We start from the raw sequence: 25,962 nt of genomic DNA on the forward strand, positions 1-25,962 counted from the left end.
AATATGTTCTGAGAAAACCTTGGAGGTGGCTTACTATTAGCAAGGATATGATGATTAACGAGCAAATTCGTGCACGTGAAGTACGTTTAGTTGGCGCAAATGGCGATCAACTTGGAATCAAGTCTCGTAATGACGCTTTAGACTTAGCTGCAAATCTTAATCTTGATTTAGTATTAGTTGCTCCAAATGCGAAACCGCCAGTATGCCGCATTATGGACTACGGTAAATTCCGCTTTGAGCAACAGAAGAAAGAAAAAGAGCAGCGCAAAAATCAAAAAGTAATTAGCATGAAAGAAGTTCGTTTAAGTCCAACAATTGATGAACACGACTTTAACACAAAACTTCGTAATGCTATCAAGTTTTTAGAGAAAGGCGACAAGGTTAAAGCGTCAATTCGCTTTAAAGGACGTGCCATTACTCATAAAGAAATCGGTCAACGTGTTTTAGATCGCTTCTCAGAAGCTTGTGCTGAAGTTAGTACAGTTGAATCTAAGCCTAAAATGGAAGGACGCAGTATGTTCTTAGTTTTAGCACCGAAAAACGATAAGTAATAGATAGAGGAGGAAATACCTATGCCTAAACAAAAAACTCATCGCGGCGCTGCAAAGCGTTTCAAAAAGACTGGATCAGGTAAACTGAAACGTTCTCACGCTTACACAAGCCATTTATTCGCTAACAAATCTACAAAAGCTAAACGTAAACTACGTAAAGCTGGTGTAGTAAGCGCTGGTGACTTCAAACGCATTCGTCAAATGCTTGACAACTTAAAATAAGTTCGGCTGATATATAGAACAATTAGGAGGTAATATTATGCCAAGAGTAAAAGGTGGTACAGTTACTCGTCAACGTCGTAAAAAAGTAATTAAATTAGCAAAAGGTTACTACGGTTCAAAAAATACATTATTCAAGGTTGCTAACCAACAGGTTATGAAATCTCTAATGTATGCATTCCGTGACCGCCGTCAAAAGAAACGTGACTTCCGTAAATTATGGATTACACGTATCAACGCAGCAGCTCGTATGAATGGTCTTTCTTACAGCCGCTTAATGCACGGTCTTAAAAATGCTGGCATCGAAGTTAACCGCAAGATGCTTGCTGACTTAGCTGTTCATGACGAAAAAGCTTTCGCTGAATTAGCAACAGTTGCAAAAAACAACATTAACTAATTAATTAGTTGAAACCTTAGAAGAATTTTCTTCTAAGGTTTTTTGTTTGTGTTCAGAGAGAAGTTTGAAGTTCTAAAGATTAACGGATGTGTTGTTATCGATATGACAAAATCAACATAAAAACTATAGTGATATAGAAGAATATACATATGAAGTCAGGAGAATCCTCCTGGCTTTTTTTAATTATGCACGTTTGGAAAGAAGAGTATCTTTCCTAGCCGAAACGACACTGCTATAATGGAAAGATGATATGGAACTTTCATCAGATGAACAATTTAAGAGTGATGACTGAAACGTATTTGCAAATTAAGGACAAGCTATTTTATAAAGAGGTAGATAGCTGACTTATTCATAAGAACTGAAACATAATAATGAACTTTGAGATGAAACAACATTGTTGCGTAAAATGCGATGTTGGAGGAGGACAATAGAATGGACTTACTACAACTATTTAAATTACAAAAAGAATTAGATGACCGTATTGCAAAAGAACATGACTTACAACCGAAAAAATTGTTAAAAGAAAAAATGTTAGCTCTTCTTGTAGAAATTGGTGAACTTGCAAATGAAACACGTTGTTTTAAATATTGGAGCAACAAACCAGCTTCGGAACGTGAAGTAATATTAGAAGAATACGTAGATGGTTTGCATTTTATTTTATCAATCGGAATTGATTTAGGTATTGATAAAAACTTCTTATTCTATAAATGTGCACAAACGAATAAAACACAAGTGGAAATTTTCTTAGACACATATGCGAAAGTAATTCGTTTTACAGATCAACCATCTATTACAAACTATATTGAATTATTTACGAGCTATCTTCGACTTGGACAAGCACTTGAATTTGAGCAAGAAGAGATTGAAAAAGCATATTTAGATAAAAATGAGGTAAATCATCAGCGTCAAACACAAGGATACTAATTTAATTTTTGAATATTTCAATTTAATTATTGTATAATGAATTGACTGAAGAAAAAGGAGGGTGTTGGCAATGACAAAATTAGACGCGACATTGACAATGCTAAAAGAATTAACGGATGCACGTGGTATTGCTGGTAACGAACGTGAACCACGTGAAGTAATGAAGAAATATATCGAGCCGTTTGCGGACGAACTTTCTACTGATAATTTAGGGAGTTTAGTTGCGAAAAAAGTAGGGGAAGAAAACGGTCCGAAAATTATGGTTGCAGGTCATTTAGATGAAGTTGGATTTATGATTACACAAATCGATGACAAAGGTTTCCTTCGCTTCCAAACGGTTGGTGGCTGGTGGTCACAAGTTATGCTTGCACAGCGCGTGACGATTGTAACGCGTAAAGGAGATGTAACAGGTGTAATTGGTTCAAAACCACCGCACATTTTACCTCCAGAAGCTCGTAAAAAGCCAGTTGAAATTAAAGACATGTTCATCGATATCGGTGCTTCTAGCCAAGAAGAAGCGATGGAGTGGGGCGTACGACCAGGAGATCAAGTTGTACCGTACTTTGAATTCCAAGTGATGAAGAATGAAAAAATGTTACTTGCAAAAGCGTGGGATAACCGAATCGGTTGTGCAATTGCAATTGACGTATTAAAACAACTAAAAGATGAAAAGCATCCAAACGTTGTATACGGCGTTGGAACTGTACAAGAAGAAGTTGGTCTTCGTGGCGCAAAAACATCTGCGAATTATATTAAACCAGATATCGCGTTCGCAGTAGATGTTGGTATCGCTGGAGATACACCGGGTGTAACGTCAAAAGAAGCACAAAGTAAAATGGGCGATGGACCACAAATCATTTTATATGATGCTTCTGTTATTGGACATACAGGTTTACGTGATTTCGTAGTTGATGTTGCTGATGAATTACAAATCCCTTATCAATATGATTCAGTAGCGGGCGGAGGAACGGATGCGGGTGCGATTCACATTGCTGTAAATGGTATTCCTTCTATGGCAATTACAATTGCAACGCGCTATATCCATTCTCATGCGGCAATGTTACACCGTGATGATTATGAAAATGCAGTGAAGTTAATTGTAGAAGTTATTAAACGTCTTGATAAAGAGGCTGTACATAACATTACATTTAATTAATAGAAAAAGCGAAGGAGATTCTCCTTCGCTTTTTTATGTTTTAAAAAGGCCGTTCTAATCCTGCTGCAGTATGAGCGCCTAAAATAATTAAACGAGTTAATTGCATCGCCATAAAATGCGGAGTATATATCATTCCTCTTTTTAACCATGACATAATCATTCCGATGTGAGCCCCTGTCACATAACTAATCAAAATATCACGAGGAACCATAAGATCTTCATCATCTGGTTGTGAAATAGACAAGCTTAATGTTAAATGCACTTGTATTGTTTTCATCATTTTATAAGAGTAGTTTCCGGCAGCTTTATCCCCAAGCATAACGTTATAAAAGTTTACATTTTCTGCGATATGTTCGAATAAAGCCAAAAAAGTAGGGTGAGGTGAATCAAATGTAAGTTGAAAATCTTCTTTATTTCTATTTTTCGGTTTAATTACTTCTGCTAGCTTCTCTAACATTTCTTCAATACTTTTGTCTAATAGGTCATATTTATCATGGTAATGGCTATAAAATGTAGCGCGATTTACAGGAGCGCGTTCTGCGATATGTTGCACAGTTACATTTTCAAAGCCTTTTTCGCCTACTAAAGCGACAAAAGCATCCTGAATGAGTTGTCTCGTTCGCTTTACACGTGGATCATTTGTATTTTTAATAGACATTTTTCTTCTCCTCGTTTAATTTTCTATACTTAAACAACATATTGGTATTATATTGTTGTTTAAGCGACATTTCATACGTAAATTGTCGGTTGTAGATTCAAAATAATTATTTATAATTATAAACGATAGTCCTTCAGAAATCAGCACCGCTCGCAGGTAGATAAATTTCGATTTACGCTGCAGATGGTGTGATTTTTTTGTTAAAAGGTTAATATAATTAACAATTAAACAATCTAAACAATAAGGACATAAATAGTTTAGAAAAAAATTATATGCGATATAAGGAGAGGAATGCAATGAATCAGTTTCGAAGAATGGTAATTATCAACATTATCACATTAATTGTACTAGTTGGCGGCGGTATTGGCGGTTATTACTATTACAACCAAACGGAAAATTACTTAAAAACAGACAATGCAAAGATTGATGGAAAGGTAATTCCGGTTGCTTCACCAGTAGCAGGTAAACTAACTGACTGGAAAGCTGAAGTAGGAAAAAATTATAATGAGAACGATAAACTAGGTACTGTTACTGTAGCGGCAGCTAATGGAGAACAAACAGTAGATGTAACAATTCCACAAAATGCAACGGTTGTACAATCAAACGCAACAACAAATGCTTTCGTTGGAGCTGGTAGCCCGATTGCTTACGCATTCGATATGAACAATTTATGGGTAACAGCAAACATTGAAGAAACAGATGTTGATGATGTTCAAAAAGGTCAAGATGTAGATGTGTATGTAGATGCATACCCAGATACAACGTTAACAGGAAAAGTAGAACAAGTTGGCTTAACAACAGCGAATACATTCTCTATGTTGCCATCAAGCAACGCAACAGCGAACTATACGAAAGTAACACAAGTAGTACCAGTTAAAATTTCTTTAGATCATAGCAAATCAGTAAATATTGTTCCTGGCATGAATGTGACAGTTCGTATTCATAAGTAAGGGGGAGATGAGATGTCCTCAATTGTAATTGCAGGATATGCACTATTTTGTATAATCGTCTTCTTCCTTGTAAATCGTCTTTTACGAAAGAAAAAAACGAAAATGGGAGAAGAACAAGTCCCAGCCGTAAGTAAAATAGAAGTAAGTAAAGTTGAAACAGAAGAGAAAGAAATTGAACGAAAGCAAGAATCGGAAATTTCTAATGTAGTTGAGTTAGAAACAGGAAAGCAAGAAGAAGTAAAACAAGAAAAAGAAGTGCCGAAAAAACAAATGTCTATGCCTGTAGAGAATGTGAACGTAAAAGCAGTTGTAGCTGTATTAATTCTCGGTATGTTCGTTTCTATTTTAAACCAAACAATCATTAACGTTGCATTACCTCCGTTAATGAATGAATTTAATGTATCAACTTCAACAGCACAATGGTTAATTACAGGCTTCATGCTTGTAAATGGTATTTTAGTACCGATTAGTGCCTTTTTAGTTTCACGATTTACGTATCGTAAATTATTCGTAGCAGCAATGTTATTCTTCACGGTAGGATCTATCATTTGTGCTACTTCAGGAAACTTTACAATGATGATGACAGGTCGCGTAATTCAAGCAGTTGGTGCGGGTATTTTAATGCCGGTTGGTATGAATATCTTTATGACGTTATTCCCGCCTCATAAACGCGGAGCGGCGATGGGATTACTAGGTGTAGCGATGATTTTAGCGCCAGCTATCGGACCAACTGTAACAGGTTGGGTGATTGAAAACTATAGCTGGAACTTAATGTTCTATGCGATGTTTATTATTGGTTTAATTATTACGTTCCTATCTTTAAAATTCTTTACACTAGCTCAGCCAGTGTCTAAAACGAAATTAGATATATTCGGTGTGGTTAGTTCAAGTATTGGACTAGGAAGCTTATTGTACGGATTTAGTGAAGCTGGAAATAATAGTTGGACTAGTGCAGAAGTCATTATTTCACTTGTTATCGGTGTAATTGGTTTAGCGTTATTTATTTGGAGAGAGTTAACAACGGACAATAAAATGCTTGATTTACAAGTATTTAAATATCCAGTATTTACTTTTACTTTAGTAATTAACGCAATCGTTACGATGGCATTATTCGGAGGTATGTTATTGCTTCCAGTATATCTGCAAAACATTCGTGGCTTTACGCCAATTGAATCTGGTTTACTACTTCTTCCAGGATCATTAATTATGGGGATCATGGGACCAGTAGCGGGTAAATTATTCGATAAATATGGCATTCGTCCATTAGCGATAATTGGATTGGCAATTACGACGTATGCGACATATGAATTTACAAAATTATCGATGGATACACCGTATAGCGTTATTATGACGGATTATATTATACGTTCAATTGGTATGTCATTCATTATGATGCCAATTATGACAGCTGGTATGAACGCGCTACCGATGAAATTAATTTCTCACGGTACAGCAACGCAAAATACGTCAAGACAAGTAGCTGGTTCAATCGGAACAGCGATTTTAATCACACTTATGACGCAACAAACGACTGCTCACGTAGCAGATTACGGCAACATGTTAACAACATCAAACCCAATTTTAGTTGATAAAGTACACGGCATGGGTCAAAGCTTAGCGGCCTTAGCTGGATCAGCTCAAGCAGGAGACGCGATGAGCACACAACTATTATATGGACAAATTTCAAAGCTATCTGCAATTAACGGTATTAACGATGCCTTCTTAATTGCAACGATACTTGCAGGGATTGCTTGGGTGTTATCGTTCTTCTTACCATCAGGCAATAAACCAAATAGAAAAGCAGGGAATTAATTTCCCTGCTTTTTTGCCTTTTTAAAGAGTGAGATATAAAAAATGATAACCAGTTACGGAGCACAGCCCTGTTATAAACAAAATTGTCCCCATAGAACAAATACTCGATATTTGCCTGCCGCTTATAATAGCTAATAGTCCAGCTAAAGAGAAGAAGCACCAATATAAAGTTCCCGAAATTGGAACCATCCCCTCTAAATCTATTCCAGAACCTATACAAACAATAGGAACAACGATGAGTAATATGCTAGTGAAACCAGCTATAATGGTAAGTAATTTACGATGTTTCATGCCAGCAATAATTAAAAAAATACCAACGATAAATACGCATAACATTAAAGTAAGAGCTAAAATCATCCAAGTTAATATTCCAAACACTTCTGTATTACCTCCGATTTGTAGGTTGCTAAAAAATATTATATATAGAATGAATCACCTACAGACATGAGCTCCCAGAAGATAACACCTAATATTCCAATGGTAAAAATAATGAATCCCATATTACGTATACTTTTAATTTTGGCTTGTACTCCACTTACCCCTGCTAATAATCCAGTTAAAGAAAATAGGGTCCAGTAAAGAGCAGTTGGAATCGGGAAAATTGTATCGATATGAATCCCTACACTTAAAAGAACAAAAGGTAGTGTGACAAAGGATAGGCTAAGTAGCCCCATTAAACCAACGAGTAATTTCCGATATTTAATCCCTGTTACTATTAAAAAAATACCACCAGCAATCCCGCATAGTAAGAGAAGTGGCGTGAAAAGCATCCAAATAATACTGAACATATGTAAACTCCTTTATGTGAATTAAGTTATATTTTACTACATGAGGTTTATTTTGGATATTATTAATGAGTATATATAAATTGAAGGAAATGGGTAATAACGATACGGATTATCAAAAACGCTAACCGCAGAAGAGTTTGAAGTTATGATAAAAGAGTAAAGAGAGGTATCGCGATGATACCTCTTTTTAACTCAAGAATGCCAACATGTTATTCATAATATGAAATAACATAGCTGGAATAATGGATTTTGTTTTTTTACATAAAATAGCCATTAATAATCCCATGAAGAAAGTAATGACCATTACGCCAAGTGAGTATGTATGAGCGATACCGAAGAAGAAGCTTGTTATAATCGCTGCAATCCAAAATGGAAAGCGTTCTGAGAAAAAGCGAAGTATAAAGCCACGGAAAATAAGCTCTTCAAAAATTGGTGTGAGTATTGCAAAGCCCAGAAGTAATAATATTTGATACTGCTTAAAGACATCTAAGTTTAGTGCGGAAGATTGCTGCTTTGTTGCGTCTTGGAACACATAATTTAACAAGATGTAATTGAGTATGATGTTGATAACGAAGAAAAGAAGTAAGTATACGTATGTGCGCCATTCTTTCAGTGTTTTAAAGTTAAAAGATTTTAGTAGTAATTTTTTTGCGGGTTCGAATTTAAAAATGAAGAATAACAATACAGCTAGTTGTAATACGGTACTTGCAGTATTTGCAATAGATTCATACAGGGCAACTTGTTTTTTATCTGTAAGACCTGCTGTATAAATTGTTAATGGCATTGCGAGGAACACAGTAATAAGTCCAGTTCCAAAAAAGGCGAATAAAACAGAGCTAATAAATTGTCCCCATGACATCGAGTGTTTTTGTTCATTAGAAAGCTGTGTAGCGGGTTGCATTTGTAAAATCACCTCTTTTATATTTGTATATTTAATTATAAAGTAAAATGTTTTTGAATGTAACATTTAAATATTACATATAAAGTGAAACTTTAATCATTGGGGAGGTTCATCCCCCACTGATTATCAGCCCTCACCAATCGGGCTTTTACGGGCAGTTGATTCTCCACCTAACTTCCTCGTCTTTGCTGAATTTCGAGGTGGGGGTCTTACTGCCCGTTAATGCGGGATAAAGGTTTATTTTCCATAAAATAATAAAAGAGGTATCACCCTGTAGTGATGCCTCTTTCTCATTGATAACTATGTTTTGTCTTGTTATTCAATTTTGCTTGCTCTATTTGCAATTCACGCTCTACCAATCGATCTAATTGCTGAATAGCTTTAAGTGCTTTTTCATAAGAAATCGTTCTATAATGATGAGCTCCGCCTGGTTCTTCATCTGCTTCGTCTGCCCATTTAATAATGTTTTGAAGAGATGTTCTTTCAATTTCTTGTTCTACTAAGAAAGAATCTGTATGAAGAAGAATTGCGATAGAAATTTCTTTTGCTAGTTTTGGATGTTCTCCTAATCTAATAAGCAATTTATGTGCTCTTTCAGCACCTTTAATTGCATGGATATCATTCTTTTTATATAAGTCATAGTCCCATTCGCCGCCTGTATACCACGTATGATGTCCGATATCATGAAGGAAACCGGCTTTTGTCGCAGCATCGACTGAGGCGTGATGCTTTTTGGCTAGGTGAAACGCATGGTAAGCGACAGCGATCGCGTGGACCATTCCAGAACGGTTTACGTATTTTTGTGTAATGTGATGTTTAAAAACTTGTTCAAGCGTAATACGGTGCATAAAACATTCACTCCTTTTATCTAATGATGTATACGAAGAAAAATCGATCGGTTTAAATGTATTTTGAACATTGTACTCCATCATAGTTCGTTAGTAAAGTAGAAATGTTTAGGAGAAGAAAAATTTTTTTCGTAAAAAAATCACCTTAGCTTATGCGAAGGTGATTTTCAAATTGCTTATTTTTTTAATCCTTGCTCTAGTGTTTCTAACATTTCGTGCTTTTCATTTTCATCAGCGTTTTTCCAAATGACTTCAAATAAAACGCCAAGACCTGGAAGCATTTTTTCTTCACCGCTTTGAATTGCATCGACAATTGTTTCTTGTAATTGATCTTGTGAATTACCAGATACATTCGCTAATACGGCACCGCGTAAATTAAAACTCATTGCTTTCACCTCTTCTTCAGAATTGAAACTGACGTTAGTTTTTGTTCTTTTTTATGTAAATATGTATGAAAAATAGGCTATAATGATAAGACAAGAAGAGAGGGAAATACATATTATGAAAAACATTGATTCAGTACAAAATCCGCGTGTAAAGCAGTGGAAAAAACTGCAAACGAAAAAAGAACGCGATAAAAAAGGTTTATTTTTTGTAGAAGGATTTCACTTAGTCGAGGAAGCTCTGAAGGCAGGAATTGTAACAGAACTTATCGTTTCAGATCAGACAGACCTTCCGAAAGATTGGACAGTTAATGATGTGGAAATGTATATCGTGCCTGAGGCGATTGTAAAAATACTTCGTGAAACAGAAACGACGCAAGGTGTATTTGCTGTTTGTGAGAAGCATGAGAAAGAAGTAGCTCTTACTGATGGGAAATTCCTTTTATTAGATGGCCTGCAAGACCCAGGTAATTTAGGAACAATTATTCGTACAGCTGATGCAGCTGGTATTCACGCCGTTGTGCTTGGAGAAGGTTGTGTTGATGTTTACAATAGTAAAGTACTCCGCTCTACACAAGGTTCTATTTTCCACTTGCCAATTGTAAAAGGGAACTTAGAAGAATGGGTAGACAAGTTAAAAGAAAATAACGTTCCTGTATATGGAACAGCTCTTGAAAATGGAGTTCCGTATGGTGAAGTAACTCCAGCCGGAAGTTTTGCATTAATTGTTGGAAATGAAGGAAATGGCGTACGCCAAGAAATTCTTGCAAAAACGGATCAAAACTTGTATATTCCGATTTACGGTAGGGCAGAATCATTAAATGTTGCGGTTGCAGCAGGGATTTTAACGTATTATTTGCAAAGCCCGGTTGCGAACAAATAAAAAACTTCTTATAATAAGTTGAAGTACATTATATTAAAAGTTAAATAACGAAAAACGTTGATAGAGAAGAGTAGCTTACAAAATCGCCATATAGGGAGAGAATGCCGTAGACTGAAAGCATTCTTATGGTAGACGGAAGTGAATTCACCTCTGGAGTTGACGCCAGGACCATGTATATGTAAAGGCGTTCCGGTCAGAATTGATCGTTATAACTAATGAGTGGGCAGACTTGTTCTGTCAATTTAGGGTGGTACCGCGAATTTACCTCGTCCCTTTTTGGGAGCGAGGTTTTTTTATTTTTAAAATTAGGAGGGTTCCAAAATGGAAGCACGTTTAAAAGAGCTAAAGCAAAAAGCGTTAGAGCTTATTGAAGAAGCGAAAGAGCTAAAGGGCTTAAACGACGTACGCGTAGCGTATTTAGGAAAAAAAGGTCCAATTACAGAAGTATTACGCGGCATGGGAAAATTATCAGCAGAAGAGCGTCCACGTATGGGAGCATTAGTAAATGAAGTACGTGAAGCGATTCAAACGCGTCTAGAAGACAAAATTGGTAACTTAGAAAAAGCAGTAATTGAAGCGAAATTGGCTACGGAAACAATTGATGTTACATTACCAGGTCGTCCTGTTGAAACAGGTTGTCACCATCCGTTAACAGCTGTTGTTGAACAAATTGAAGATGTATTCATCGGTATGGGTTATGAAGTAGCTGAAGGAACAGAAGTAGAAAAAGACTACTACAACTTCGAAGCACTAAACTTACCGAAAGATCACCCAGCACGTGACATGCAAGATACATTCTACATTACAGAAGAAACGTTACTACGTACACATACATCTTCTGTGCAAGCACGTACGATGGAAAATAATAAAGAAAAAGGCCCAATCAAAATTATCTGTCCTGGTAAAGTGTATCGCCGCGATGATGATGATGCGACGCATTCACATCAGTTCATGCAAATTGAAGGTCTTGTAATTGATAAAAACATTCGTATGAGTGACTTAAAAGGTACACTGCAAGTATTCGTGAAAAAGATGTTCGGTGAAGATCGTGAAATCCGTCTTCGTCCAAGTTTCTTCCCATTCACAGAGCCATCTGTAGAGATGGATATTTCTTGTATGATGTGTCATGGCAAAGGTTGCGGCACTTGTAAAGGAACTGGCTGGATTGAAATTTTAGGCGCAGGTATGGTTCACCCGAACGTACTTGAAATGGCTGGTTATGATTCAAAAGAATATCAAGGTTTCGCATTCGGTATGGGCGCAGAGCGTATCGCAATGTTGAAATACGGCGTAGATGACATTCGTCATTTCTATACAAATGATGTACGTTTCTTACAACAATTCAAACGAGCGTAAGGGAAGGAGAGGATAAATATGTTCGTATCATATCGTTGGTTACAAGAGTATGTAGATATTAAAGCTGTAACAGCACAAGAACTAGCAGACAAAATCACGAAAAGTGGTATTGAAGTAGAAGGCGTTGAAGTATTAAATAAAGGTGTAAAAGGTGTTGTAGTTGGTCACGTATTAGAATGTGAAAAACACCCAGAAGCTGATAAATTAAGCAAATGCTTAATCGATATCGGTGAAGAAGAGCCAGTTCAAATTATTTGTGGAGCTGCTAATATTGCAAAAGGTTTAAAAGTACCAGTTGCAAAAGTTGGTGCTGTACTTCCTGGTAACTTCAAAATTAAAAAAGCAAAACTACGTGGTGAAGCTTCTCACGGTATGGTTTGTGCTCTTCAAGAGCTTGGCATTGATGGAAAGTTAGTTTCAAAAGAATATGCAGATGGTATCTTCATCTTCCCAAGTGACGCTGAAGTTGGTGCAGATGCACTTGAAATTTTAAACTTACACGATGAAGTACTTGAGCTTGGTTTAACACCAAACCGTGCAGATTGCTTAAACATGTTAGGTGTTGCATATGAAGTGGCTGCTATTTACGGGCGAGAAGTAAAACTTCCAGCTATCGAATTACAAGAAACAGCAGAAAAAACTTCTAATTATATTTCTGTAAATGTAGAAGCGAAAGAAGAAAACCCATTATACATTGCAAAAATGGTTAAAAACGTAAAGATTGGTCCATCACCAATGTGGATGCAAACTCGCCTTATGGCAGCTGGCATTCGTCCAATTAGCAACGTAGTTGATATTACAAACTACATTTTAATGGAATACGGTCAACCGTTACATGCATTCGATTACGATAAATTAGGTTCAAAAGAAATCGTTGTTCGTCTTGCAAAAGAAGGCGAAAAAATTGAAACGTTAGATGATCAAGAGCGTACATTACAAAGCCACCACCTTGTAATTACAAACGGAACAAAAGCTTTAGCTGTTGCTGGTGTAATGGGCGGAGCGGATTCTGAAGTTACAAATGAGACAGTAAACGTTCTAATTGAGTCTGCATACTTTGCAGGTCAAACAGTGCGTCGTACATCAAAAGACTTAGGTCTTCGTAGTGAATCAAGTGCACGTTTCGAAAAAGGAATCGACCCAACACGTACATTTGAAGCAATTCAACACGCAGCTGCTTTAATGGCGAAATATGCTGGCGGTGAAGCGCTTGAAGGTGTAGTAGAAGCTGACAACTTACAAGTACAAGAGCGTACAGTATCTGTTACTGCTGAAAAAGTAAACCGTGTATTAGGTACAAATATTTCTGCGAGTGAGATGGGTACAATGTTCACAAACTTGAAATTCCCATTCACAGAAGTAGAAGGAACATTCCATGTAAATGTACCAGCACGTCGTCCTGATATTACAATTTCCGAAGACTTAGTAGAAGAAGTGGGCCGTCTATACGGTTATGACCACATTCCAGTTACATTACCTTCTGGAACGATGACTCGTGGTAAATTAACATCAGCACAAACGAAACGTCGTAAAGTACGTCGCTTCTTAGAGGGTGCTGGTTTATATGAAGCAATTACGTATTCATTAACAAGCGCTGACAAAGCGAAACAATACATGGTTGAGCCAAACGAAAAAGCACCTGTAAACCTTGCGCTTCCAATGAGCGAAGAGCGTAGCCAACTTCGTTTAAGCTTAGTGCCGCAATTGCTAGAAGCAGTTTCATACAATGTTGCTCGTAAAAACGACAGCGTTGCTTTATACGAAGTAGGTTCTATCTTCTTACCAACAGAAGCAGGGGAACTTCCGAAAGAAGAACAACACCTTGCAGGTGTTATGACAGGTCTTGCTCTTCACCATGCATGGCAAGGTGAGAAGAAAGTAGTAGACTTCTTCGTTATGAAAGGTGTACTAGAAGGACTATTCGACGTACTTGGCGTTTCAAACCAAATCACATATGCACCAGCAAAACGTGAAGGTATGCATCCAGGCCGTACAGCTGATATCGTATTAGATGGCGAAGTAATTGGTTTCATCGGTCAATTGCACCCAGAAGCAGAAAAACAATTAGATGTGAAAAATACATTCGTATTTGAACTATCTCTTGTAAAAGTATTCGGTGCAGACGCTGAAGAAACTTACTACTCATCAATTCCACGTTTCCCATCTATGACACGTGACATGGCTGTTGTGGTAACAAAAGAAACAAAAGCTGGTGAAATGAAGCAAGTCATTGCTGAAGCTGGCGGAGAACTTCTGAAAGACGTAACACTATTCGACTTATACGAAGGTGAAAAAATGGAAGAAGGCAAGAAATCACTTGCATTCTCTATGACTTACTTCGATGCAGAACGTACGTTAACAGATGAAGAAGTAACAGAAGCGCATAACCGTGTATTAACAACGGTAGAAGAGAAATTTGGTGCGGAGTTACGTAAGTAATTAGAAAATTGCCGGATTCATTCCGGCAATTTTTTTTATTGCACAATCGTCGAAAGATGTCGGTAAGTCGATATATTACAAAAATCGCTTATATATTTTCTGGCATCTTGCATCTTTCTCTCGAATGTAGTACATTAATTTTAGTTTAACAAAATGAAAGACGATGATAAGGAAAAGTAGTATATACTATAATCCAAAGCGAGTCAGGGGCGGTGAGAGCCTGATGAGGCGGTATATGTGAAGAACACCTTGGAGTTGCTAACCGAAATTGAATTTTGTATTCAAGAGTAGACTTAGACGGGAATCCGGCCTGTTACAAACCGGGAAGTATGTATTACATACGAGTTAAAGTTGGTCTTTATGACAAATTGGGTGGTACCGCGAAGTTTAACCTTTCGTCCCTTTATGGATGAAAGGTTTTTTTGTATTTAAATATATCAGCAAAGGAGAATTTTACTATGGAAAACACATTAGTAAAAAGTCTGTATAGAGATACAGAAAAGTATGCAGGTCAAACAGTACAAGTATCAGGGTGGATTCGTAACTTACGTGATTCAAAAGCATTTGGTTTCATCGAATTAAACGACGGTAGCTTCTTCAAAAGCGTTCAAATCGTTTTCGATACAGAATTAGAGAACTTTAAAGAAATTGCAAAGCTTCCACTTAGCTCTTCAGTGAAAGTAGAAGGTAAAGTAATTGCAACGCCTGGGGCGAAGCAACCATTTGAAATTAAAGCAGAAAAAATTGATATCGAGGGCTTATCAGATTCTGATTACCCACTTCAAAAGAAGCGTCATACGTTTGAATACTTACGTACAATCGCTCACTTACGTCCAAGAACAAATGCATTCTCTGCAACGTTCCGCGTACGTTCTATCGCAGCATTTGCGATTCACCAGTTCTTCCAAGAGCGTGGATTTGTACATGTTCACACACCAATCATCACTGGTAGTGATACAGAAGGTGCTGGCGAAATGTTCCGCGTAACAACACAAGATTTAAACAACGTACCAAAAGGTGAAGACGGACAAGTTGATGAATCAAAAGACTTCTTCGGTAAAGAAACAAACTTAACAGTAAGTGGACAGCTGAACGCTGAAGCGTATGCATTAGCATTCCGTGATGTATATACATTCGGACCTACATTCCGTGCGGAAAACTCAAACACAACTCGCCACGCTGCTGAGTTCTGGATGGTTGAGCCTGAGATTGCATTCGCTGAGTTAGGCGATGTAATGGATCTTACAGAAGATATGCTGAAATATGCAATGAAATATGTATTAGAGCATGCACCAGAAGAAATGGACTTCTTCAACAGTTTCGTTGATAAAACAGTTCTAGAGCGTATGAACAACGTGATTAACTCTGACTTCGGTCGCATCACATATACAGAAGCAATTAAAGTACTTCAAGAATCAGGTGCTGACTTCAAATACCCAGTAGAATGGGGTATTGACTTACAAACAGAGCATGAAAGATACTTATCAGAAGAGATCTTCAAACGCCCTGTATTCGTAACTGACTACCCGAAAGACATTAAAGCGTTCTACATGCGTATGAATGAAGATGGAAAAACAGTAGCTGCTACTGACCTTCTAGTTCCTGGCATCGGCGAATTAATCGGCGGAAGTCAACGTGAAGAAAGAATGGACGTTTTAGTAGACAGAATTAAAGAATTAGGTATGAACGAAGAGGACTACTGGTGGTACTTAGAACTTAGAAAATACGGCGGTACAAAACACGCTGGATTCGGTCTAGGTTTCGAGCGCTTCCTAATGTACATCACTGGTATGGCTAACATCCGTGACGTAATTCCATTCCCAAGAACTCCAGGTTCTTCTGAGTTCTAAAATGTGAAAAAAGCGAGAGGATTTCCTCTCGCTTTTTATTTTGCATAGTTTATTACCCTGTAGCAAAAAGTAACGCGAAGGGGTGAATATAAATGAGTAAAAAAGTAAAAAAAGATCATTCAAGATCGGGCCTAGGTTCTCCAGAAGTAGAAGGACAAGGAACGACGACATATGAAACAGGTTCTCATAAAGTACCTTCATCTAATAAGAAGCAGAAACGAAGCTAACATAAAAAAGGAGAGTCTTGGCGACTCTCCTTTTTTCATGTATTACATCTTCTTATCGTTAATTTCTTTTGTAATGTTATCGACATCTTTGTCTAATCGATCGAAATAGAAAAACCACAGTAAACTCATGAACACGTAATAGATGGCCATAACGCTAAGGCTATCAGATATGTTTTCGAATGTGGATTTAGTAGTGAAGAAAGTGCCCCAAACAGTAGAAATAATGAAGTAAGAAAGTGGACCTACGAGGTGTATGAAAACATATAATAATTTTTTAACTTTCACAGCGTCCATATGAATTCCCTCCTTATGTAAACAATCCTTTTCTTCTAATCATGAATTCAAATTCCTCACAGAAGTGTTGTAGCTTGTTGTGCATCGTGTTTCACGATAAATTTTCGAATCCGAAAATTTAATAGGAATGATCTACCATATCTTTCGATTAAATTTTGGAACTCCTGTTGCTCACTTAATAGTTGGATATTCTCCCTAATTTTGAATTGTCTTTCATGGGATTACCTAGTAAGATGTTTAGAATCATTTATAGAAATAGTAATAGGAATTATCTTCTTTAATTTTAATAATATGTATAATTATGTTGTGACATAATTACAAGGACAATAGTAGGGTGAAACAAAAAACAGGAGTTTGTAGGCTCCTGTTTTTGTCGATACTATTTTAATAAGCGAAACGCCTTCTCTGTATTAGCAAAATGCAGTTTCACAAACTCAGGTAATCGTTCTTTACCAAGCTTTTGAATTAATTTAGCAGCGGCGATATCAACTTGTTTACCAGCACCTTTTGGAAGTGGCATACCAGCTTTTTTACTTAGTTCGTCAAACTGTTTTACGAATGAGTAGCGAGCTAAAATAGAAGCAGCGGCTACTGCTAAATGGACGCTTTCACCTTTCGTAGCGAAATAAACATTTTCACGCTGTACCTGTTTTTGTTTTGCTAAATATTTATAGTATGTATCAGGTTGTGTGAATTGATCGATTAAGACGCCTTCAGGTTTTGTAGGTGCCATTTTAGCTAATAAGTTTGTAATAGCTTTATTGTGTAGTAAAGCTTTTAACTTACCTTGATTGTTTCCTTTATCAAATAGCTCGTTATATTTTTCATTATGAAGGACAAGAGAGCTGTAAGGAACAACGTGTAGAAGTTGTTTCGCAATGGCAGTAATTTGATCGTCATTTAAGTTTTTAGAGTCTTTTACACCAAGTTCTTTTAGCAGTGGGATTTGCTTTGCATCCACATATACAGCAACGACTGTCATCGGTCCAAAGAAATCTCCCGTACCAACTTCATCAGACCCTACAATAGACATTGTACCGATGGAAGCGGGCGGCGCATAAAGATGGGAATCGACAGATTTTTTTACAGCTGTTTTCGGTGTTTGAGAGACAGTTTGCCAACGAGAAGCTTCTGCTTCAGCGCGGCCTCCTTGGAACATTACTTTTCCAGATTTATACGCTGTAATTGTGCAAGATGGTACCTTTGCCATGAAGATTCCGCCTTGTGGAATTTTTGGGCTAAGCGAATGTTTATATTGTTGTTTCATGTCTTCAATTACTGTAGAATTTGTTTGAATTACGATAGAATTTGACATAATGGTCGCCCCTTTTTTTATATTGTTATTTTTATCATATCGGATTGTTCTTTCTGTTTCCATATTATGAAGGTTCATGGTATGATAAACTTTAGGATTCTGTACGTGATTGGAGGCCGGTGAGTTGTCACAACAAAAGGGAAAGAAAAGTCGAATTAATGTAGAAATCTATGGTCAGCAATATTCAGTTGTTGGCGATGAAAGTACAAGTCATATCCGCATGGTAGCAGCGATTGTGGATGATAAAATGCGCGAACTCAATGCCAAGAATCCTTCGCTTGACACGAGTAGACTAGCGGTATTGACGGCGGTAAACGTCATACACGATTACATAAAATTAAAAGAAGAACATGAGAAATTGAAAGAAAGTATGACAAAAAAAGGAATGGAATAACATGATTGATATTATTATCATTTTACTGCTTGTTATGGGATTTTTCCTCGGCTTACGCAGAGGGTTTATTCTGCAACTTGTAAAGTTAACAAGCTTTATTATCGCATACCTTGTTGCATACTGGTACTGTAAAGATTTAGCGCCAGCACTTGCGAAATTTATTCCGTATCCATTTGATAAAAACGTATCTGTTCCAGAATGGATTGATGCAAATAATATTGAGACAGTATTTTATCAAGCGCTTGCGTTTATCATATTGTTTATTATCACTAAAATTGCACTTTCATTACTTGGTAATTTGTTAAATATGTTTGCAGAAATACCGGTTTTAAAGCAAGTAAATGCGTTTGCGGGGGCAATCCTCGGATTTTTAGAAGTATATATTATTTTGTTTGTCTTAATTATCATTGGAAATATTCTTCCGATTGAACAAGTACAAACACCATTACAAAAATCATCAATTAGCAAAATAATTGTAGACGATACACCGATTCTATCTGAAAAGGTGAAGGAACTATGGCAGACAGGTAGCAGAGTATAACTTCTCTTTTTTCGGAAAGAGAAGTTTTTTTCTATGAAAGAAAGGCGGGCAATGATGAAAGTAAATAAAAAACAAGTTATCAAATTATTAGAGACAATCGGGCTTTTTATGGAACTAAAGGGTGCGAATCCATTTAAAATATCTGCATTTCGTAAAGCGGCAGCAGCATTAGAAAGTGACGATCGTAGTCTTTCTGAAATTGAAGATTTCACAAAGATTCCAGGAATCGGAAAAGGAACAGCAGCCGTTATTCAAGAATATATAGAATCGGGAACATCTGAAGTATTGCAAGAACTTGAGAAAGAAGTACCAAGTAGCTTATTGCCGTTATTAAAACTACCAGGACTTGGTGGTAAAAAGGTGGCTAAGTTATATAAAGAACTTGGTGTTGTTGATATGGAATCGCTAAAAGCTGTTTGTGAGGAAAATAAAGTACAGGCTTTAGCAGGTTTCGGTAAGAAGACAGAAGAGAAAATATTAGAAGCAATCGATCAAGTAGGCTCTCGTCCAGAGCGTTTACCAATTGCGATGGTATTGCCTATTGCCGGGGAAATAGAGGAGAAATTGTCGAATATTGCTGAAGTAATTCGTTTCTCTCGCGCTGGTAGCTTACGCCGTGTTCGTGAGACAGTGAAAGATTTAGATTTTATCATTGCAACGACAGAACCAGCAGCGGTACGTGAGCATTTACTACAATTCGATAACATGATTGAAGTAATCGCGAGTGGAGATACGAAAGTTTCTGTCCGTCTTCAATATGAATATGATATTTCAATTGATTTTCGTTTAGTAAAACCAGAAGAGTTTATTACAACTCTTCACCATTTCACAGGATCAAAGGACCATAACGTAAAAATGCGTCAAATCGCAAAAGATAAAGGCGAGAAAATTAGTGAGTACGGTGTAGAGAACTTGGAAACAGGTGAAGTGAAAACATTTGAGACTGAAGAAGACTTCTTCGCTCATTTCGGTCTGCCATTTATTCCGCCAGAAGTGCGTGAAGATGGAAAAGAAATTGAATTAATTAAAGAGTATCCAAACTTAATTCAGTTTTCCGATATACAAGGTGATTTACATATGCATACAACTTGGAGTGACGGTGCTTTTTCTATTGAAGAAATGGTACAAGCGTGCCGTGCTCGTGGATACAAGTTTATGGCGATTACTGATCACTCGCAATACTTGAAAGTAGCGAATGGTTTAACGAAAGAGCGTCTTCGTGAGCAAGCGAAAGAAATTGAACGTATGAATGAAAAGTATCCAGACATTACAATTTTACGCGGAATTGAAATGGACATTTTACCAGATGCCTCGCTTGATTTTGATGATGAAGTATTAGAAGAATTAGACTATGTCATTGGAGCGATTCACTCTAGCTTCTCACAAGACCGTGAAACGATTATGAAACGTCTGCGTACTGCACTTGAGAATAAACATGTCACAATGATTGCCCATCCGACAGGACGTCTTCTCGGGCGCCGTGAGGGTTATGATGTAGATACAGATTTATTAATTGAACTCGCAAAAGAGACAAATACAGTTTTAGAATTAAATGCGAATCCGAACCGTCTAGATTTAAGCGCGAAATTATTAAAACAAGCACAAGATGCTGGTGTAAAAGTAGCGATTAATACGGATGCTCATACACTTGAAATGTTAGAAGATATGGAAACAGGTGTAGCTGCAGCACGTAAAGGTTGGATTCAAAAAGATAACGTGATTAACACATGGGATATTGAACGTTTATTAGACTATATTAAACGTAATAAGTAACACAAGGGGGACCTGCAACATGTTAGAAAGAACGTTGCGTGTATTAGAATACAATAAAGTAAAAGAACAATTACTTGAACATACAGCCTCTTCACTTGGCCGTGATAAAGTGAAGAATTTAGTGCCGAGCACTGATTTTGAAGAAATTGTAGAAATGCAAGATACAACGGATGAAGCAGCGAAAGTCATTCGTTTAAAAGGTAGTGCACCATTAGGTGGCATTACGGATATTCGCTCAAATGTGAAGCGTGCAAAGATTGGAAGTATGTTAAGCCCTAATGAACTACTTGATATTGCGAATACGATGTATGGTAGTCGTAATATGAAACGTTTCATTGAAGATATGGCTGATAACGGTGTCGAGCTTCCGATTTTAGAAACTCACGTCGCTCAAATTGTATCTTTATATGATTTAGAAAAGAAAATTACAAATTGCATCGGTGATGGCGGTGAAGTAGTCGATAGCGCGAGTGATAAACTGCGTGGTATTCGTACTCAAATTCGTACTGCGGAAAGCCGTATTCGTGAAAAGTTAGAAAATATGACGCGTTCTTCAAACGCACAAAAGATGCTGTCTGACTCGATTGTAACGATTCGTAACGAACGTTACGTAATCCCAGTAAAGCAAGAATACCGCGGCGTATATGGCGGTATTGTTCACGATCAATCTGCTTCTGGACAAACGTTATTTATTGAACCACAAGTAATTGTAGAATTAAATAATGCACTACAAGAAGCACGAGTGAAAGAAAAACAAGAAATTGAACGCATCTTATTAATGTTAACAGAAGAAGTGGCAGTAGAAGCCGATATCGTTTTATCAAACGTAGAAGTAGTTGCAAATCTTGATTTCATCTTTGCGAAAGCTTTTTATGCGAAACGAATTAAAGCAACGAAACCAATTGTAAATAACGAGCGTTATATGGATTTAAGACAAGCTCGTCATCCGCTAATCGATCCAGAAATTATTGTGCCAAATAACATTATGCTAGGTAAAGATTTCACAACAATTGTTATTACAGGACCGAATACAGGTGGTAAAACAGTTACGCTGAAAACAGTTGGTATTTGTGTATTAATGGCGCAATCTGGTCTTCACATTCCAGTAATGGATGAGTCAGAGATTTGTGTATTTAAAAATATCTTTGCTGATATCGGTGATGAGCAGTCGATTGAACAAAGCTTAAGTACGTTCTCCTCACATATGGTGAACATTGTAGATATTTTAGAAAAAGCTGATTTTGAAAGCTTAGTTTTATTTGATGAATTAGGTGCTGGAACAGACCCGCAAGAAGGTGCTGCACTAGCAATTTCGATTTTAGATGAGGTATGTAACCGCGGTGCTCGCGTTGTTGCTACGACGCATTACCCAGAATTAAAAGCGTACGGATATAACCGTGAGCAAGTTATTAATGCGAGTGTTGAGTTTGATGTAAATACATTAAGTCCAACTTATAAGTTATTAATCGGTGTACCAGGTCGCAGTAACGCCTTTGAAATTTCGAAGCGCCTTGGATTATCTGATCGCGTTATTGACCAAGCACGTAACCACATTAGTACAGATACAAATAAAATTGAAAATATGATTGCGAAGTTAGAAGAAAGCCAGAAGAACGCAGAGCGTGACTGGAACGAAGCAGAGGCACTTCGCAAACAATCTGAGAAACTTCATCGTGAGTTGCAACGTCAAATTATTGAGTTTAACGATGAGCGTGATGAAAAATTATTAAAAGCGCAAAAAGAAGGGGAAGAAAAAGTCGAAGCTGCGAAGAAAGAAGCAGAAGGTATTATTCAAGAACTTCGTCAATTGCGTAAAGCACAGCTTGTAAATGTGAAAGACCATGAGCTTATTGAAGCGAAGAGCCGTCTAGAAGGAACAGCGCCAGAGCTTGTGAAGAAACAAAAAGTAAACGTGAAAAACACTGCGCCGAAACAACAGTTACGCGCAGGTGATGAAGTAAAAGTATTAACGTTCGGTCAAAAGGGTCAATTACTTGAAAAAGTAAGTGATACAGAGTGGAGCGTACAAATCGGTATTCTGAAGATGAAAGTAAAAGAATCTAACATGGAATACATTAACACACCGAAGCAAACAGAGAAAAAAGCAGTCGCAAGTGTGAAGGGTAGAGATTACCACGTTTCATTGGAACTTGATCTTCGCGGTGAACGTTATGAAGATGCAATGATGCGCGTTGAAAAATATTTAGACGATGCCCAGCTTGCAAGTTATCCTCGTGTATCAATCATTCACGGTAAAGGAACAGGAGCGCTTCGCCAAGGTGTACAAGATTACTTGAAGAAGCATCGCGGCGTGAAGAATTACCGTTACGGTGACATGGGCGAGGGAGGCCTAGGCGTAACAGTTGTCGAATTAAAATAGCAAACAACGAAACAAAGGGGAAACCATTATATGTTTATGGACAAACTTGCAAAAGTATTGTTAGCTTGTTGTGGAATATTTTTGGTGATTGGGGTTATTTATTTAGTTGTTTTTGCGAAGTGAAAAAGCGTCAATCGTGGCATAATGATATTGCCATAGATTGACGTTTTTATTATATATGAAAAGGAATAAAACATGAAAATCAACCAATACATAAGCGAAGCAAAATCATGCTCAAGACGTGAAACAGACCGCCTTATTAAAGCTGGACGCGTGGCTATTAATGGCGAAATATGTACGCACGGTGCACTTGTGAGCGATGGTGATGTTGTAACGATTGATGGACAGGTTATTGCGAAAGAAGAGAAAGAAAAGGTGTATATCGCATTCCATAAACCAGTCGGAATTACTTGTACAGCAGCTGATCATATTGAAGATAATATTATTGATTATATCAATTACCCAGAGCGAATCTTTCCAGTTGGGCGATTAGATAAAGCATCAGAAGGACTTATTTTATTAACGAATGATGGCGCGATTGCCAATCAAATTTTACACGGTGATCACGAACACGAGAAAGAATATGTTGTCACAGTCGATAAACCTTTTACGGACTGGTTTATTGATGAGATGTCCAGCGGTGTAAAGATTAAAGATGGTATGACGAAGCCGTGCAAAGTGACGAGAGTCGATCAATCAACATTTCGTATCGTTTTAACGCAAGGAATGAACAGGCAAATTCGTAGAATGAGTCGTGCTTTCGGATTTACTGTAATAAAGCTAAAGCGAGTGCGCATTATGAATATAGAGCTAAATGAGCTTGGAGTAGGAAAATGGCGGAACATTGCAACTGAGGAATTAGAGATATTAAGAGGGCAGTTATAGGGAGGAAAAATTTTCTCCCTATATTTTTTTGTCAGAAAAAATAAAACTATTGATTTTTTAAAAAATAGCCCATATAATAAAAAACAACAAGTTTCGACAAGATATTTTATAAAAGTAATGATGAGGACATGAGTTGTATTTTACGATTCTCAGAGAGGGGAGCCTTAGGCTGTGAGCTTCCTAATACGAAAAGACAAGCTTACCACCTCTAAACTTCAAGAGTGAACTGCATACATGATGCATTGTAATTCTTGACGGATAAAACCGTTATCAATTTACACGAGCTATAAAATGAGCTTATTTTGCTATAAATTCATTTTATTAGAATAAGGGTGGAACCACGATTTCAACACTCGTCCCTTTGTTAGGGACGGGTGTTTTTTGCGTTCTTTTACGGGGAAGTATGCTTGAAAGAGGATATGTGACGGATTAAAAATCAGAATATTTTGTCAATTAATTATTTTAGGAGGTTAGTAGAAATGAAATCATCTTTAAAGTTTTCAGAGATGTTTGCAATAAGTTTAATGTTATTTGCACTGTTTTTTGGTGCAGGCAATATGATTTTTCCACCAGCGTTAGGGCAAGGTGCTGGAACGGACGTATGGATCGCGCTGTTTGGTTTTATCGTAACAGGGGTTGGACTACCTTTATTAGGAGTAATTGTTATAGCTTTAAAGGGAGATATTAATGAGCTAGCAGGACGTGTACATCCTATATTCGCACTTGTTTTTATCACTGCAATTTATTTATGTTTAGGCGTATTCGTAAGTGTGCCGCGTACAGGAACAGTAGCTTATGAGATGAGTGTTGCACCGTTTTTACCAAGTGAGATAGCTGGTCAGTCATATCCACTTGTTATCTTTACACTTATTTTCTTTGCAGTCACTTTCTATTTAGCTTTAAATCCTTCGAAATTAGTGGGGCGTATTGGTAAAGTACTAACTCCAATATTATTAGCAGTTATTGCAATTATCGTAGGTAAAGCACTTATTACACCAATTGGAGAATTTGGTGCACCGACAGAAGCGTATAGTGCTCCTCTCTTCAAAGGATTTATTGATGGATATTTAACTTTAGATGGACTTGCAGCACTTGTTTTCGGAAATGTTGTAATTCATGCGTTAAAAGAAAAAGGCATTACAAATAAAAATAGTATTGCAAAAGTAACAATCTTTGCAGGATTTATTGCAGCACTTGGTTTACTACTTGTATATTTAGCGCTTGCGTATCTTGGAGCTTCTAGTGTATCGCTTGGAATGGGCGCAAACGGAGGAATTATTTTAACAAATGTCGTGAATCATTTATTTGGTAGCTACGGAACTTTATTACTAGGGATCGCAATTACAGCAGCATGTTTAACAACTTCTGTAGGTATTGTTGCAGCTTGTGGTGATTACTTCTCTTCCTTATTACCAAAGCTTTCTTATCAAAAAGTCGTTTTTATTTTCTGTGTATTAGCATTTATGGTAGCAAACCTTGGGTTAACTCAGTTAAATGCATTAGCATTACCAATCTTAATCGCCATTTATCCAATTGGAATCGTACTTATCGTATTATCACTTGTTGAAAACTACGTTCGTCTTCCGTTAGCGATGTATGTGGGCGGGATTGTAGGAGCATTTGCAATAAGTTTCTTTGATGGGTTACACAATGCAAACCTTCAAATTGCAGCGCTAGCACCTATTTTAGATAAGATTCCATTATATAGTGTAGGAATTGGTTGGTTAGTTCCAGGCATAATCGGTATAGGATTTGGTTATATAGTTTCTAAGTTTCAAAAACAGGAAATTGCTGTAGAAAAATAGAGAAAAGAGGCTTTCTATAATAGAAAGTCTCTTTTTTTGTAGAAAAAGCCACATATAGAGAAATTCAGATATTAAAAATTTTATACGTAATATAGTTGACAAAAAATTTATGAGTAGGCTAAGATTGACTTAGTTGTGGAAATATTGGAAGGGAAGTGAGGGAAAGGGTTTTCTATAACTAAAGTGTTGTTAGGGGGAAGAGGTGAAAGAAGAGGAGAAGAGATAGTTTATTT

The 25,962-nt window shown here is 37.1% G+C and carries 26 protein-coding genes, 1 pseudogene and 3 other annotated features; of the genes and pseudogenes, 18 read left to right on the forward strand and 9 right to left on the reverse strand.

Annotation, left to right across the window (positions count from 1 at the left end; genetic code table 11):
- Positions 1 to 47 precede the first annotated feature (47 nt).
- The 5 genes from infC (at position 48) to BM089_RS10775 (ending at position 3,247) form a co-directional block, all read left to right on the forward strand.
- The gene (gene infC, locus BM089_RS10755; RefSeq protein ID WP_000973215.1) at positions 48 to 551 is read left to right on the forward strand and encodes a translation initiation factor IF-3; all 504 of its coding nucleotides are present in this window, start codon (positions 48 to 50) and stop codon (positions 549 to 551) included.
- Positions 552 to 572: 21 nt separating this feature from the next.
- The gene (gene rpmI, locus BM089_RS10760; RefSeq protein WP_001125945.1) at positions 573 to 773 is read left to right on the forward strand and encodes a 50S ribosomal protein L35; all 201 of its coding nucleotides are present in this window, start codon (positions 573 to 575) and stop codon (positions 771 to 773) included.
- Between the two features lie 37 nt (positions 774 to 810).
- Positions 811 to 1,167, forward strand: coding sequence for a 50S ribosomal protein L20 (gene rplT, locus BM089_RS10765; protein ID WP_001138362.1), 357 nt, complete (start codon positions 811 to 813; stop codon positions 1,165 to 1,167).
- Between the two features lie 432 nt (positions 1,168 to 1,599).
- Complete coding sequence (locus BM089_RS10770; RefSeq protein ID WP_000365050.1) at positions 1,600 to 2,091, forward strand: dUTP diphosphatase; 492 nt, start codon at positions 1,600 to 1,602, stop codon at positions 2,089 to 2,091.
- 70 nt (positions 2,092 to 2,161) lie between these two features.
- On the forward strand, positions 2,162 to 3,247 hold the full coding sequence (locus BM089_RS10775) for a M42 family metallopeptidase (protein WP_000163555.1): 1,086 nt from the start codon (positions 2,162 to 2,164) through the stop codon (positions 3,245 to 3,247).
- A 40-nt stretch (positions 3,248 to 3,287) separates the two neighbouring features.
- Here the strand turns inward: BM089_RS10775 and BM089_RS10780 are convergent, their stop codons facing one another.
- Positions 3,288 to 3,905, reverse strand: coding sequence for a TetR/AcrR family transcriptional regulator (locus tag BM089_RS10780; protein WP_000023661.1), 618 nt, complete (start codon positions 3,903 to 3,905; stop codon positions 3,288 to 3,290).
- A 296-nt stretch (positions 3,906 to 4,201) separates the two neighbouring features.
- Here BM089_RS10780 and BM089_RS10785 point away from each other — a divergent pair, with 296 nt between their 5' ends.
- Together BM089_RS10785 and BM089_RS10790 are read left to right on the forward strand one after the other, a co-directional pair.
- The gene (locus BM089_RS10785; RefSeq protein WP_001071419.1) at positions 4,202 to 4,855 is read left to right on the forward strand and encodes an HlyD family secretion protein; all 654 of its coding nucleotides are present in this window, start codon (positions 4,202 to 4,204) and stop codon (positions 4,853 to 4,855) included.
- 12 nt (positions 4,856 to 4,867) lie between these two features.
- Positions 4,868 to 6,667, forward strand: coding sequence for a DHA2 family efflux MFS transporter permease subunit (locus BM089_RS10790; RefSeq protein ID WP_000095293.1), 1,800 nt, complete (start codon positions 4,868 to 4,870; stop codon positions 6,665 to 6,667).
- 21 nt (positions 6,668 to 6,688) lie between these two features.
- Here the strand turns inward: BM089_RS10790 and BM089_RS10795 are convergent, their stop codons facing one another.
- The 5 genes from BM089_RS10795 to sspI form a co-directional block, all read right to left on the reverse strand.
- Positions 6,689 to 7,045 carry an ammonia permease gene (locus tag BM089_RS10795; RefSeq protein ID WP_090976939.1) on the reverse strand — a complete coding sequence of 119 codons (357 nt, stop codon included), beginning with the start codon at positions 7,043 to 7,045 and terminating at the stop codon, positions 6,689 to 6,691.
- Between the two features lie 38 nt (positions 7,046 to 7,083).
- Positions 7,084 to 7,455, reverse strand: a complete 372-nt coding sequence (locus BM089_RS10800; protein ID WP_000491395.1) for a hypothetical protein — start codon at positions 7,453 to 7,455, stop codon at positions 7,084 to 7,086.
- 187 nt (positions 7,456 to 7,642) lie between these two features.
- Complete coding sequence (locus BM089_RS10805) at positions 7,643 to 8,356, reverse strand: CPBP family intramembrane glutamic endopeptidase (RefSeq protein WP_090976941.1); 714 nt, start codon at positions 8,354 to 8,356, stop codon at positions 7,643 to 7,645.
- A gap of 290 nt (positions 8,357 to 8,646) precedes the next feature.
- Positions 8,647 to 9,204 carry an HD domain-containing protein gene (locus BM089_RS10810; RefSeq protein WP_090976943.1) on the reverse strand — a complete coding sequence of 186 codons (558 nt, stop codon included), beginning with the start codon at positions 9,202 to 9,204 and terminating at the stop codon, positions 8,647 to 8,649.
- 176 nt (positions 9,205 to 9,380) lie between these two features.
- On the reverse strand, positions 9,381 to 9,590 hold the full coding sequence (gene sspI, locus BM089_RS10815; RefSeq protein ID WP_000009509.1) for a small acid-soluble spore protein SspI: 210 nt from the start codon (positions 9,588 to 9,590) through the stop codon (positions 9,381 to 9,383).
- Between the two features lie 82 nt (positions 9,591 to 9,672).
- Here sspI and BM089_RS10820 point away from each other — a divergent pair, with 82 nt between their 5' ends.
- The 5 genes from BM089_RS10820 to BM089_RS10840 all read left to right on the forward strand — a co-directional run bounded on the left by BM089_RS10820 (position 9,673) and on the right by BM089_RS10840 (position 16,342).
- A complete protein-coding gene (locus BM089_RS10820; protein WP_139213252.1) occupies positions 9,673 to 10,470 on the forward strand; it encodes a TrmH family RNA methyltransferase in 798 nt (265 codons plus the stop codon).
- Between the two features lie 48 nt (positions 10,471 to 10,518).
- Positions 10,519 to 10,747 (forward strand) — a binding site (T-box leader).
- 44 nt (positions 10,748 to 10,791) lie between these two features.
- On the forward strand, positions 10,792 to 11,826 hold the full coding sequence (gene pheS / locus BM089_RS10825) for a phenylalanine--tRNA ligase subunit alpha (RefSeq protein WP_000388220.1): 1,035 nt from the start codon (positions 10,792 to 10,794) through the stop codon (positions 11,824 to 11,826).
- 18 nt (positions 11,827 to 11,844) lie between these two features.
- A complete protein-coding gene (gene pheT, locus BM089_RS10830) occupies positions 11,845 to 14,265 on the forward strand; it encodes a phenylalanine--tRNA ligase subunit beta (protein ID WP_090976948.1) in 2,421 nt (806 codons plus the stop codon).
- A gap of 154 nt (positions 14,266 to 14,419) precedes the next feature.
- Positions 14,420 to 14,671, forward strand: a binding site (T-box leader).
- A gap of 52 nt (positions 14,672 to 14,723) precedes the next feature.
- Entirely contained in the window at positions 14,724 to 16,115 is a 1,392-nt protein-coding gene (gene asnS / locus BM089_RS10835; protein WP_000432189.1) for an asparagine--tRNA ligase, read from the forward strand.
- A 92-nt stretch (positions 16,116 to 16,207) separates the two neighbouring features.
- Positions 16,208 to 16,342, forward strand: a complete 135-nt coding sequence (locus BM089_RS10840) for a YuzL family protein (protein WP_090976950.1) — start codon at positions 16,208 to 16,210, stop codon at positions 16,340 to 16,342.
- A gap of 42 nt (positions 16,343 to 16,384) precedes the next feature.
- Here BM089_RS10840 and BM089_RS10845 read toward each other — a convergent pair whose 3' ends face one another.
- From BM089_RS10845 to rnhC, 3 genes and pseudogenes are all read right to left on the reverse strand, one after another.
- Positions 16,385 to 16,636 (reverse strand): hypothetical protein, encoded by a 252-nt coding sequence (locus BM089_RS10845; protein ID WP_090976952.1) that lies wholly within the window; start codon positions 16,634 to 16,636, stop codon positions 16,385 to 16,387.
- A gap of 13 nt (positions 16,637 to 16,649) precedes the next feature.
- Positions 16,650 to 16,883: pseudogene (locus BM089_RS10850) on the reverse strand (hypothetical protein).
- A gap of 132 nt (positions 16,884 to 17,015) precedes the next feature.
- Complete coding sequence (gene rnhC / locus BM089_RS10855; protein ID WP_090976954.1) at positions 17,016 to 17,951, reverse strand: ribonuclease HIII; 936 nt, start codon at positions 17,949 to 17,951, stop codon at positions 17,016 to 17,018.
- A 124-nt stretch (positions 17,952 to 18,075) separates the two neighbouring features.
- On the opposite strand from rnhC, the gene zapA reads away from it, so the two are divergent.
- The 6 genes from zapA (at position 18,076) to brnQ (ending at position 25,729) form a co-directional block, all read left to right on the forward strand.
- Complete coding sequence (zapA, locus tag BM089_RS10860; protein ID WP_000082701.1) at positions 18,076 to 18,345, forward strand: cell division protein ZapA; 270 nt, start codon at positions 18,076 to 18,078, stop codon at positions 18,343 to 18,345.
- A gap of 1 nt (position 18,346) precedes the next feature.
- Positions 18,347 to 18,886 (forward strand): CvpA family protein, encoded by a 540-nt coding sequence (locus BM089_RS10865; protein ID WP_000565409.1) that lies wholly within the window; start codon positions 18,347 to 18,349, stop codon positions 18,884 to 18,886.
- Between the two features lie 54 nt (positions 18,887 to 18,940).
- Entirely contained in the window at positions 18,941 to 20,659 is a 1,719-nt protein-coding gene (gene polX, locus BM089_RS10870) for a DNA polymerase/3'-5' exonuclease PolX (RefSeq protein WP_000867533.1), read from the forward strand.
- A gap of 19 nt (positions 20,660 to 20,678) precedes the next feature.
- The gene (locus BM089_RS10875) at positions 20,679 to 23,039 is read left to right on the forward strand and encodes an endonuclease MutS2 (protein ID WP_016080118.1); all 2,361 of its coding nucleotides are present in this window, start codon (positions 20,679 to 20,681) and stop codon (positions 23,037 to 23,039) included.
- Between the two features lie 195 nt (positions 23,040 to 23,234).
- A complete protein-coding gene (locus tag BM089_RS10885) occupies positions 23,235 to 23,924 on the forward strand; it encodes a 23S rRNA pseudouridine(2604) synthase RluF (RefSeq protein WP_090976956.1) in 690 nt (229 codons plus the stop codon).
- Positions 23,925 to 24,032: 108 nt separating this feature from the next.
- Positions 24,033 to 24,288, forward strand: a binding site (T-box leader).
- Positions 24,289 to 24,403: 115 nt separating this feature from the next.
- The gene (brnQ, locus tag BM089_RS10890) at positions 24,404 to 25,729 is read left to right on the forward strand and encodes a branched-chain amino acid transport system II carrier protein BrnQ6 (RefSeq protein WP_000842650.1); all 1,326 of its coding nucleotides are present in this window, start codon (positions 24,404 to 24,406) and stop codon (positions 25,727 to 25,729) included.
- The last annotated feature ends 233 nt before the right edge of the window (positions 25,730 to 25,962 follow it).

Source organism: Bacillus sp. 5mfcol3.1 (assembly GCF_900114335.1).
Lineage (GTDB): Bacteria > Bacillota > Bacilli > Bacillales > Bacillaceae_G > Bacillus_A > Bacillus_A thuringiensis_S.

Coding starts and splice junctions, on each gene's coding strand:
- infC (WP_000973215.1), top strand. CDS start 48: ATGATGATTAACGAGCAAATTCGTGCACGTGAAGTACGTTTAGTTGGC.
- rpmI (WP_001125945.1), top strand. CDS start 573: ATGCCTAAACAAAAAACTCATCGCGGCGCTGCAAAGCGTTTCAAAAAG.
- rplT (WP_001138362.1), top strand. CDS start 811: ATGCCAAGAGTAAAAGGTGGTACAGTTACTCGTCAACGTCGTAAAAAA.
- BM089_RS10770 (WP_000365050.1), top strand. CDS start 1,600: ATGGACTTACTACAACTATTTAAATTACAAAAAGAATTAGATGACCGT.
- BM089_RS10775 (WP_000163555.1), top strand. CDS start 2,162: ATGACAAAATTAGACGCGACATTGACAATGCTAAAAGAATTAACGGAT.
- BM089_RS10780 (WP_000023661.1), bottom strand. CDS start 3,905: ATGTCTATTAAAAATACAAATGATCCACGTGTAAAGCGAACGAGACAA.
- BM089_RS10785 (WP_001071419.1), top strand. CDS start 4,202: ATGAATCAGTTTCGAAGAATGGTAATTATCAACATTATCACATTAATT.
- BM089_RS10790 (WP_000095293.1), top strand. CDS start 4,868: ATGTCCTCAATTGTAATTGCAGGATATGCACTATTTTGTATAATCGTC.
- BM089_RS10800 (WP_000491395.1), bottom strand. CDS start 7,455: ATGTTCAGTATTATTTGGATGCTTTTCACGCCACTTCTCTTACTATGC.
- BM089_RS10805 (WP_090976941.1), bottom strand. CDS start 8,356: ATGCAACCCGCTACACAGCTTTCTAATGAACAAAAACACTCGATGTCA.
- BM089_RS10810 (WP_090976943.1), bottom strand. CDS start 9,204: ATGCACCGTATTACGCTTGAACAAGTTTTTAAACATCACATTACACAA.
- sspI (WP_000009509.1), bottom strand. CDS start 9,590: ATGAGTTTTAATTTACGCGGTGCCGTATTAGCGAATGTATCTGGTAAT.
- BM089_RS10820 (WP_139213252.1), top strand. CDS start 9,673: ATGATAAGACAAGAAGAGAGGGAAATACATATTATGAAAAACATTGAT.
- pheS (WP_000388220.1), top strand. CDS start 10,792: ATGGAAGCACGTTTAAAAGAGCTAAAGCAAAAAGCGTTAGAGCTTATT.
- pheT (WP_090976948.1), top strand. CDS start 11,845: ATGTTCGTATCATATCGTTGGTTACAAGAGTATGTAGATATTAAAGCT.
- asnS (WP_000432189.1), top strand. CDS start 14,724: ATGGAAAACACATTAGTAAAAAGTCTGTATAGAGATACAGAAAAGTAT.
- BM089_RS10840 (WP_090976950.1), top strand. CDS start 16,208: ATGAGTAAAAAAGTAAAAAAAGATCATTCAAGATCGGGCCTAGGTTCT.
- BM089_RS10845 (WP_090976952.1), bottom strand. CDS start 16,636: ATGGACGCTGTGAAAGTTAAAAAATTATTATATGTTTTCATACACCTC.
- rnhC (WP_090976954.1), bottom strand. CDS start 17,951: ATGTCAAATTCTATCGTAATTCAAACAAATTCTACAGTAATTGAAGAC.
- BM089_RS10865 (WP_000565409.1), top strand. CDS start 18,347: ATGATTGATATTATTATCATTTTACTGCTTGTTATGGGATTTTTCCTC.
- polX (WP_000867533.1), top strand. CDS start 18,941: ATGAAAGTAAATAAAAAACAAGTTATCAAATTATTAGAGACAATCGGG.
- BM089_RS10875 (WP_016080118.1), top strand. CDS start 20,679: ATGTTAGAAAGAACGTTGCGTGTATTAGAATACAATAAAGTAAAAGAA.
- BM089_RS10885 (WP_090976956.1), top strand. CDS start 23,235: ATGAAAATCAACCAATACATAAGCGAAGCAAAATCATGCTCAAGACGT.
- brnQ (WP_000842650.1), top strand. CDS start 24,404: ATGAAATCATCTTTAAAGTTTTCAGAGATGTTTGCAATAAGTTTAATG.